Below are 10,240 nucleotides of genomic sequence, written 5' to 3'. Positions count from 1 at the left end.
CCATATTCCATTCCCTATTCCCTGTCCCCTACTAATCAAGTGTTAAATAATTTTGCACAGATACTTAATAGCATGGTTAGCTAGTTTCAGCTTTTTCTCAAAAAAAAACTAGATAGTTTCAAAGTCATCACCAGTAATATCTAGATTACTATCTAATTGCAGGAATTGTATAGCATTATTGTCTGCGTCAATATAGTACATTAAACCTTGGTCTGAGTCGTAGACTAGGTTGGCATCTTGATTTTGAGCAAATTCATCAAGAGTAGTAAATTCGTCAGGGTTGAAAGTATCACCAGGCCCAATTAACTCGTCGAAGCTATTAGCATCAAGCTGTATTTTGTCTTGTCCTGAAGTAAAGTCAGTGAGACTGTCTACTCCAGAATCTCCTGGAACAAAATTATTGAGAGTATCGAAACCAAATACCTGAGTGCCATCTGAAATAAATGTCTCTGACTCGAAAAACTCAAAACGGAAAATATCGGATCCTTGACCCCCTTCTAGCAAGTCATTACCTCCACCACCCTCAATTAGATCGTCCCCTTTACCTCCGAAAACCATATCATCGCCTCCTCCACCTCTAACCGTATCATTACCACGGTTTCCCGAAACTAGATCGTTTCCTTCTTCTCCAGCAACTAAGTCATCATCTTTACCACCATAGACGCTATCATTTCCAGTACCGCCTCTGACATTATCAAACCCCCGATCGCCAAAAACTAGATCGTCTCCTTCCTCACCTCTGACTAGGTCATTATCTCTACCTCCAAATACAGTATCATTTCCATCACCACCTCTAACCGTATCAGACCCTCGGTTACCACTAACCCAATCATCTCCTTTATCTCCACTAACCCAATCATCGTCTTTTCCTCCATAGGCGGTATCACTATCTTTTCCGCCAAATATAGTATCAGACCCCCGGTTACCGTGAAGTTCATCATCTCCTCTATTTCCACTAACCCAATCATCATCTCTTCCTGCATAGACAGTATCATTATCTTTTCCAGCAAATATAGTGTCTTGGGCACCTCTACCTTCTATCAAATCATCTCTATCAAGACCTAAAATCGAATCCCTGCCATTTGTACCAAACAACGATTTGTTGCTATTGTTAGGAGAATCAATTATCACTGTTACAGCATCACCAATTTCAGCAGGATCGCTTGGTGGTTGATTAATAATAGGTTCCTCGTCGCCGAAATCTGGAATAATTGGATTAGGAGTAATTTCTGACATAGTAATTTTTTACTGATTTTCATTAACTAATATTGACTTTTTGGATTCAAACAGTAAAATTGATTCAACTATAAATTAGGCAAAAAATATCGAATCATAAAATTCATAACAGTATATTCGTGCAATAATTTAGACATCAAAATTCTGTGCCTTAAAATAAAATAACACAAATATATTTATATATCTTCATTAGTTATTGATTAAGCCTAATCTATGATGTTTGTAGAGTAGATGTTTGATGCCCTAGTTTTGCTTCAGTATCTACAAGTTTAAAATTAATTTCAAAAAATTTTATTTGCTTCTGTTGCTTAAGCTGACCTGACCTGACCTATTTTATTTACATATTAAGTTAGTCAAGTAGACGTTTAATCATCTTATTTTGTTTCAGTACTTATACAGGTAACATTCCGCACTTAATTTTGTAGTACAAATTATTTCTGGCTAAGAGTTTTATATAACAAAAACTAAAACTGTCAGAATTAATTATAATACTACACAAGCTTATTGACTCTATTCTTAAGAATGAAGAATAAAATCAACTTTATAGCAATGTGCGCTGGCATATTTACAAATTACAAAAACTGTCCAATAGCTAAAAGCCTTGTATTATCGGTCTTTTATTCCCCCTGTTGCCTGTTGCCTGTTGCCTGCGCACAGCGCTATATTCGTTGAAAATCTCTTGCAGTACCCTTGAAGTGCAGAATGTCAAATACAATTAACATTTAACTTCAGTATTTATAAGTTGCAAGATGAACCTTTTTGGTAGAAGCGATTAGTTATATCTATATTTCTTGTACCTATGCTTTTGTAATTACAACAAGACTTATATATTAGGTATTTAGGAAATTGATAAACTGCCCTAAATATACTTAGAGTTTTAAGTTTATTTAGTGAATATTTAGATCATATTTTTGAAAGTGGTGTATAAAACTTGTAGATACATTCCTATTCTTTAATTGTTCTCTCCTCACCTCACTTTAAAATGGGGGTAAAGATTTTTTCAGTAGATTTTCTAGATACTTAAAAAATATCCTCTGATCATTATTCTAATATTTTTCGTAATTTCCGGTTAATTTATTTAAGTTATACAAAAAAAAGTCATTATTTAGATTTCTTAGACTTTGCAGCAGTTTCCATCCAATGCAGACATAAAATTCCGGAATATCTCCAGATAATTCTCACTATCATCTTTCCTTTCTCCTGTACGTCGCCAATCCAACAGCTCCTCTTTCTGACTCGGTCTTCCGCTCATCATACGATAACTAATTATCTGGATACTATATAATACCAAGCGTGAAAAAAGAATGTTACGAATAGTAAGAGGAATAAAAAGACAAATGCAGGATATGTCCTTTGACAAAGCGGTCGATCTTCGGAGCTTCCCGTAGGGTGGGATGGCGATCTTCGGAGCGGGTCTGTAAGAACGGGTCTCCTCGCCATATCCAATCGACCAAGAGAGCGGTGCGACCCCGCGACGACGCCAGCTCGCTTCCGGAACGCGCACCAAGAGAAAAGAATGATTTCCGACCTGAAAAATGGTACTGAAACTATTCCCGTGTGACTCGGTCCGACTGAGTTCCCCTCCTGGGAGGGACGGGGGTGGGGTGGGTTAGAGATGGGTTGACTCCTAAGAAATATCCTAGCTATTTGTAGCAAATATTTATTAATTTGGTATAAGAGGTCTAATCTTTTATCATTTTCTTTGTGGGTTTAATACCCCACCGTCAACGGGGGTGTTCACGCATTACTTGGGGGAGCGTAGACGCGGAGCGGCAGGTCGTTGACTATCCCCATGTAATTTTCCTCCTGTCTCCTGTCTCCTGTCTCCTTCTTCAATAAAGCAGAAAAGTTTATTTGAACTGATAGAGTATTTCTCCAAAGTCTCTATTTGACACAATTCTAGGAGCCAGAAATAGGAAAGTTAGTTTTATAATAAATAATTAACTAGATTGTATATCACTATCAATTGCTAGAAATAGGTAATTATGGAAACTATTACTGCTGCTCTTAAGGAGTGGAATATTGCTATTAATACTTTAGAAAAAGGCAACACAATTATGTTGTTAAGAAAGGGTGGTATTCAGGAACAGGGCGGTCGTTTTGCTGTTGCGTATAAACAGGTATTACTCTATCCAACTTTTGAACATCAACAGCCAGATTTACTTAAGCCAGAATATGTAAATCAGGTGCAAGTTGTAGATTCAGGTTGGCATCCTGAGAAGATAAAAATTAGTAGTTTTGCTGAGATTACTCATATTTTGCCAGTGAGTGATGAATCTATCTTAAATAAGTTGTTTGTTTATCATATTTGGAATGAAAAATTTGTCAGCGATCGCCTAAAATGGAAACCTCAACAACCACTGTATATTTTACTTTTAAGAACTTATAAACTTTCCCGAAGCTGTGATTTTTTTTATCGTCGCGAATATGGAAGCTGTCGTTCCTGGATAGAGTTAGTTAGACCAATTAATATTACTAACTCAGTTCCTGTTTTTACTGACGATCGTTATCAAAGTTTATCCACAGAAATTTGTCAGATTTTTACCGAATAATTTAGATTTAAAGTATCTTTTTTCATATACTTCGTAAGAGCATTTAGCCATCAGCTATTAGCTATCAGCTATTAATTTTGGGAAAGGTAAAAGCAACCTTTGAAATTGAGAAAGAATAAAAATTTACTGCCAAAGTCCCCGGACTCAATCTTAGAAGTAATTATTCATTACTAATTGCTGATAGCTGACTGCTAATAGCTGTTTGCGCAGCATTCCGTAGGAAATGCTTACTATACTTCTCTTTCTCTGCTCCCTCTCCCTACTCCTAGTTCCGGTGCTCATTCTTCCATGAATGTAGCAATATTTTATGAAATTGGTATTACAAACTACTGTAAGATAATGAAATTATCATTAATCAAACTATGAATACCAATATTAATTCTCAATATCTGAATCTGGAAAACGCTCGGATTCATTATCTTGAAACAGGCCCAACAAATTCGGTTAGTGTACTTTTGTTACATGGGGCAAGTTTTAGCGCTCAGACATGGCAAGAAATTGGGACTCTTGAACTTTTAGCTATGACAGGTTATCGAGCAGTTGCTGTAGATATTCCCGGGTATGGTCGTTCTAAAAGAACATCAGTTTCTAGCGTAAGTTTTTTACTAGAATTATTAAATATTTTAAAATTAAATCTTCCAGTTTTAGTATCTCCTTCTATGAGTGGAAGTTATAGCTTTCCTTTTGTGATTAATCATGGAGATAAATTAGCAGGTTTTGTCGCGATTGCGACCGTGGGAATTCAACGTTTCCAGAATCAATTAGAAGGAATTGAATTACCCACATTAGCTATTTGGGGAAGTAATGATCGTATAGTTCCTCTAGTACAAGCAGATCTGTTAGTAAAACTAATGCCAAATTCTCAAAAAGTTATTCTAACTAATGCTGGTCATGCTTGTTATATGAAAGAAACGGAAGAATTTCACAAACATTTAATTAAATTTATTGAAAGCTGTAGAAATAAGTAATTTATATAAATATGTAGGGGATGCTCGAAATATAATGAAAATCTTAAATATGAATTAATTTAGATGATTAAATACTCCTAATATGGTCATTATAAGTAATTTGTAAAAATCTCAAAAAATAGATACAAAATATTTCATTATTCCCCTTTGAATTGTTCCCTTTTTTCAACATTTGTTTTGTAGGATAACCCTAATAATCAATATATTAATTAATATTAATTATAGCAATCCTAAATCATTCGCGATAATTTTATTGCTTTAGTATTTCTCATTGCCTATTCCCTGTTCCCTGTTTCCTAAAATCTACAATATCTCACAACTCAAAAAAGATAAATTCCGACCTAATAAATGGTATCAAAGCTATTTATTCTGTACGTCGCCAATCCGACAGTTCCCCTACCTGAGGAGTGACTCCTAAGAAATAACCTAGTTATATCAAATCCGTTTAATTCGGTATAAAAAAATGTTCCATCTTCAACCATTACCAAATATTTCTCGATATCCCCATCTCCCCATCTCCCCATCTAATTACACCCATGCTACCGGATTTGATATTATTTGTAGCAAATATTTATCAAATTGGTATTATATTCGATTTAATACTTATAGCAGTTTACTGTTTGATCAGGTACAAAATGCTGAAGTATTAGACAACACAAACAAAAGAATAGATTTTAATAGAAAACTGTACCTTACTATCTTGAAAAATGCGGTATAAAAAACTGGTATAGCAGTGGAAGGAAAGGTGAGGACATATCAAAAGCTTAAAACTCAGGCAACGCTAGATTTTTTCTTCTTTCCTAGATAACTAAACGCCTTCTTCCTTCTTCCTTCTGCTATAATAGAGAATAGATGGAGTAGTTTTTTGATAACTAATTAAGCAAACATTATAATGATAATTAAGGATGAATACTACCGTCAGGCATGATTGCACCTTTAAGGTCAGTATCTCGGAAATTTGCAGTGTCCAGTTTCGCACCGCGAAGGTTGACACCACGAAGATTAGCACCTCGTAAATAGGCTTTGCTGAGATTAGCATTCGTAAGATTTGCACCCCGTAAGTCCGCACCTTCGAGAGAAGCTTCCCTAAGATTAGCATTCTTCAAGTAGGCACCCAGTAAATTAGCATTTTTGAGATTACTACCTTCGAGATTAGCACTTTCGAGATCGGCATTTTCTAAATTCACGCTGCGATAACCATGACCTTTGTATCCTGCGAGTATAGCATCTTTAAGATTAGCCTGTTTTAACTTAGCACCTTTGAGATTAACACCATCTAATTTGGCATTCTTCAAATTCGCATTTTCGAGATCGGCATTCTCTAACTCAGCACTAAATAAATTTGCGTATCTGAGTTTAGCATTTTTCAGGTTAGCATTTTCTAGCTTGGCATAACCAAGGTTAGCTCCCCACAAATTAGTATCTCGAAGATTTGCTTGACTCAGGTTCACATTCCACAGATTAGCATACCCTAGATTAGCATACCCTAGATTAGCAGACTGTAAATTTGCGTATCTGAGTTTAGCACCTCTCAAGTCAGCATTTGATAAATTAGCAGATGAAAGATTAATACCTCCCAAACTTGCTTTCCATAGATCGGCATCTTCGAGGTTAGCATTATTGAGATCGGCACCTTCTAGACTAGCATCTTTGAGGTTGACATTTTTCAAGTTTCCATAAGCTAAGTTAATATTATTCAACTCACACCGAGGACACTGACCTGTTTGCAATAAAACTTGCTGCAAATGCTGCTTTCTCGCATTAGAACGAGATATTTCTAGCTCTATCCGAGAATTTAACCATTTATTTTCACCCCAGGTTGTTAGTGCTGCCATGGTACTAGAAAATGCTATTAGGCACAAACTAATTGTTGCTACTCCAGCAAATATTTTTGTAGTTTTTTTCCTGCCAAATTGCATTGTTTGAGTTTTCATATTTTCTGCATTATCAATAGATTTCAGCGTGTGGAGAGCAATATCAGCATTGGGGAAGCGATGTTTTGAATTTGGTTCCAGCATTTTTTCTAGCCAATTAACAAATGCTGGTTCTAGTTTTGGCAGTAATTTCTTAAAATTAATTCGATAGCTATCATCAACTAATTTGCCGATTTCACTGGATTTTGTATTAGTTAATAAACATATTAAAGTTGCACCTAAACTGTACAAATCTGATGCTTTTGTGAGTTCCCTGTTGAACAATTGTTCTGGTGGCATAAATCCTAAAGTGCCTTTGACTGCACTACTAATTGCTACATTACCATACCCACTGCGGGCAAATCCAAAATCTACCAGGTAAACTTTTAGTTGAGTAACGTTGCGTTCAACTAAGATATTTTCTGGTTTAATATCCCGATGAATAATTGGTGGTACTTGTTGTTGTAGGTAAACTAAAACTTCTAATACTGATTGAGCAATTTGTTTAATTTCTGCTACTGTCCAATGCTTTGTTGGGTCAAGAGAGGGGGCATTTTTGTACTCTTGTACTAAGCAAAAGCCATTTTCTGTTTCAAATGAATCTAGATAACGTGGAATACTAGAATGATTGAGTTGTTGGAGTAGTTCAATTTCTCGATGATAACTATCATATTCTGCCCAATTGGCAAATTGATATTGTTTAGTTACAACAGGTGTTTTTGTCGTAGTATCAGTTGATAAATAAGTAATGCGACCTCCATTTGGATTACAACCTAGTTCTTGTTGAACTTGATAACGTTGGTTAAAAAACTCTGGCAGATTCGTCATAATTAGTAATTTTTTTAGACCTTTGATACATTGGACAAAAAATTGAACCTTAAATATTGTAGCTTTGAATTAGTAGTTATATTATGTCCATGTCCGGTTGATTACTTATAAATAAAATGACGGGGGAGTCAGGAGTCAGGAGTCAGGAGTCAGCAGGGAAGAAAGAAGGAAGAAGATAAAAGTGGATGAGGATGCTAAAAGAAGCTACTATCCTTTACCTTTAACTATTCCCAAACAATTATAGACACCGAAGCAACTGTTGGTTGTTAAATTTATAATAGACAAAGATAATATTAACAGATTAAGCATCTAATGGATAATAGAATGAACAAAATTTGCCATTTCATTTGACAAGTTTAATATTACTTATCAGTTTTACCAATATCTTATTTTTGTAAGCATTTCCTCCGGAATGCTGCGCAAACAGCCGTCAGCTATCAGCCATCAGCTATTGCTTCTTTTTAGTTATAGATAAAAGCTTTACTAATTGAATAAGAATTAAATTTTAATATAAAAGGCCTTTAAAGTCTATATATTAAGATCCCCTCATAAAAGCTTATAGCTGACAGCTTATAGCTGAATGCTTACTTATTTTTAGATATCATCTGCTATAACTTTAAATGAAAAATTAATCAAGAGACTTTTCTGAAGACATCTCTATAAAACAACGATTAAAAAAAAGGCTTATGTAATTTCTGGAAATTTATATTAGATATCTTCAAAAATAAAAAATCAAATCAATTATGATGATATATCATCAATTATTTCCCCCTTTTCCCTGTTCTATTTTCCCTGTAAATGTCTATTATAGTGTTTATATTAATTCCCAAAAATTTACTTATGTCAAAAGTTAAATTAGTAGTCTTTGATATGGCAGGTACTACTGTCAAAGACCAAAATGAAGTCCAAAATTGTTTTTTAGAAGCTGCTGCAAGTACAGGACTTGAGGCAGAAGTAGACCGTGTAAATTCAATGATGGGATGGTCGAAAAAATTAGTTTTTGAAACACTTTGGCAAGCACAAATAGGTCAAGAACATCCTGATTATCCTGCTAAAGTTGAAACTTCTTTTACTAAATTCAAAGAAATCCTGGAAAATCACTATAAAACTCAGTTGCTCGAACCAACAAAGGGGTGCTTAGAAATTTTTACTTGGTTGCGATCGCAAAATATAAAAATTGCTTTAACAACTGGATTTTATCGAGAAGTAACTAACATTATTTTACACCGTTTAGAATGGGACAAAAAGTTAAATAGTGATTATATTGGAGACAAAAAATCAATTATTCAAGCCTCTATTACTCCCACAGAAATTTATAATAATGAAGGTCGCCCGACACCTTACATGATTCAAAAAGCCATGTATAAACTAGGGATAAAAGACTCACAAACTGTCATTAAAATTGGGGATACTCCTTCTGACTTAGAAGCAGGGATTAATGCTAATTGTTTATATACTTTTGGTGTAACAAATGGTACTCATACAAAAGAACAATTAGCACAATACCGCAATGATGGATTACTCAATTCGCTCTTAGAGTTAAAAGACAAAATTGTACATTTATTAGAATAAGTGGGAAATAAAACATGACTCAAATTCATCAAGCAGATGTTATCGTTGTCGGTGCAGGTATCGTTGGTTTAGCTCACGCTTTAGCAGTTGCCAAACTTGGTCTCAAGGTAGTAGTCTTTGAAAGAAACCCTTATGCAGTGGGAGCATCTATTCGTAACTTTGGTATGATTTGGCCAATTGGACAGCCATATGGAGAATTACGAGATCGCGCTCTCAAATCAAGAGAAATTTGGTTAGAAGTTGGAGCAAAAGCAGGTTTTCATTTAGACCGATGCGGTTCCCTACATCTTGCCTACCGAGAAGATGAACTACAAGTAATCAAGGAATTCATAGAAACTACAACTCAACAAAAGCAAGAGACATTAGCTTTGCTCACACCCGAGCAAGTAGCAGAAAAAACTCCTGCTGTAATTACTGATGGTTTATTAGGAGCATTGTGGAGCGCAACAGAAGTAATAGTTGACCCCAGAGAAGCAATCAAAAAAATACCTGGTTTTTTATCAGCAGAATACAATGTTGAGTTCAAATTCGGCACAGTTGTCACAGAAATTTCCCATCCTTATCTGATAGCAAGTGGAGAAAAATGGCAAGCAGACCGTATTTTTGTTTGTAGCGGGGTTGACTTTGAAACTTTATATCCTGATACTTTTGCCAACAGTGGGATAACAAAAGTAAAATTACAAATGATGCGAACAGTTCCTCAACCTGAAAATTGGCGTGCTGGTGTGGCATTATGTGGTGGGTTAACCTTGACTCATTACACTTCTTTTGCTCATTGTCCTTCTTTAGCAACACTCAAAACCAGAATTGAAACAGAAACTCCCCATTTTCCTGAGTGGGGAATTCATGTAATGATGTCACAAAATGCAGCAGGTGAATTAATTATTGGTGATTCCCATGAATATGGTTTGAACCCAGAACCTTTCGACCGAGTACAAATCAATCAATATATATTAGATTACTTGAAAAAATTTGCTCAGGTTCCTGAGTTAGAAATTACCGAAACTTGGCATGGAGTTTATGCCAAACTTCCAGGCAAAACTGAATTTATCACTCAACCAGAAACGGGAGTCACAATTATTAACGCCTTGAGTGGAGCAGGTATGACTTTATCCTTTGGTTTAGCAACAGAAGTAGTGGAAAAAATGCTGTAATTTTTTCTACCTTAATT

Annotated in this window: 8 protein-coding genes; 5 read left to right on the top strand and 3 right to left on the bottom strand. The window is 35.3% G+C overall.

From position 1 onward, the window contains the following. Positions 1–108 precede the first annotated feature (108 nt). Positions 109–1,236: a calcium-binding protein gene (locus tag D5R40_RS04145; protein WP_124147192.1), complete on the bottom strand. Its 1,128-nt coding sequence runs from the start codon at positions 1,234–1,236 to the stop codon at positions 109–111. Positions 1,237–2,980: 1,744 nt separating this feature from the next. Beyond that, on the bottom strand, positions 2,981–3,115 hold the full coding sequence (locus D5R40_RS40755) for a hypothetical protein (protein ID WP_275670446.1): 135 nt from the start codon (positions 3,113–3,115) through the stop codon (positions 2,981–2,983). A gap of 106 nt (positions 3,116–3,221) precedes the next feature. On the opposite strand from D5R40_RS40755, the gene D5R40_RS04140 reads away from it, so the two are divergent. From D5R40_RS04140 to D5R40_RS34555, 3 genes are all read left to right on the top strand, one after another. Then, the gene (locus tag D5R40_RS04140) at positions 3,222–3,788 is read left to right on the top strand and encodes a DUF1802 family protein (RefSeq protein ID WP_124147191.1); all 567 of its coding nucleotides are present in this window, start codon (positions 3,222–3,224) and stop codon (positions 3,786–3,788) included. Positions 3,789–4,150: 362 nt separating this feature from the next. After that, a complete protein-coding gene (locus D5R40_RS04135; protein ID WP_124147190.1) occupies positions 4,151–4,756 on the top strand; it encodes an alpha/beta fold hydrolase in 606 nt (201 codons plus the stop codon). Between the two features lie 463 nt (positions 4,757–5,219). After that, complete coding sequence (locus D5R40_RS34555; protein ID WP_124147189.1) at positions 5,220–5,474, top strand: hypothetical protein; 255 nt, start codon at positions 5,220–5,222, stop codon at positions 5,472–5,474. A 181-nt stretch (positions 5,475–5,655) separates the two neighbouring features. Here the strand turns inward: D5R40_RS34555 and D5R40_RS04125 are convergent, their stop codons facing one another. Further along, positions 5,656–7,497, bottom strand: a complete 1,842-nt coding sequence (locus tag D5R40_RS04125; protein ID WP_124154273.1) for a serine/threonine-protein kinase — start codon at positions 7,495–7,497, stop codon at positions 5,656–5,658. A gap of 840 nt (positions 7,498–8,337) precedes the next feature. Here D5R40_RS04125 and D5R40_RS04120 point away from each other — a divergent pair. Then, positions 8,338–9,069 carry an HAD hydrolase-like protein gene (locus D5R40_RS04120; RefSeq protein ID WP_124154272.1) on the top strand — a complete coding sequence of 244 codons (732 nt, stop codon included), beginning with the start codon at positions 8,338–8,340 and terminating at the stop codon, positions 9,067–9,069. Positions 9,070–9,083: 14 nt separating this feature from the next. After that, complete coding sequence (locus D5R40_RS04115) at positions 9,084–10,223, top strand: TIGR03364 family FAD-dependent oxidoreductase (RefSeq protein WP_124147186.1); 1,140 nt, start codon at positions 9,084–9,086, stop codon at positions 10,221–10,223. Positions 10,224–10,240 lie beyond the last annotated feature (17 nt).

Source organism: Okeania hirsuta, from assembly GCF_003838195.1.
GTDB lineage: Bacteria > Cyanobacteriota > Cyanobacteriia > Cyanobacteriales > Microcoleaceae > Okeania > Okeania hirsuta.
This window is presented reverse-complemented; position numbering and strand designations above follow the sequence as displayed.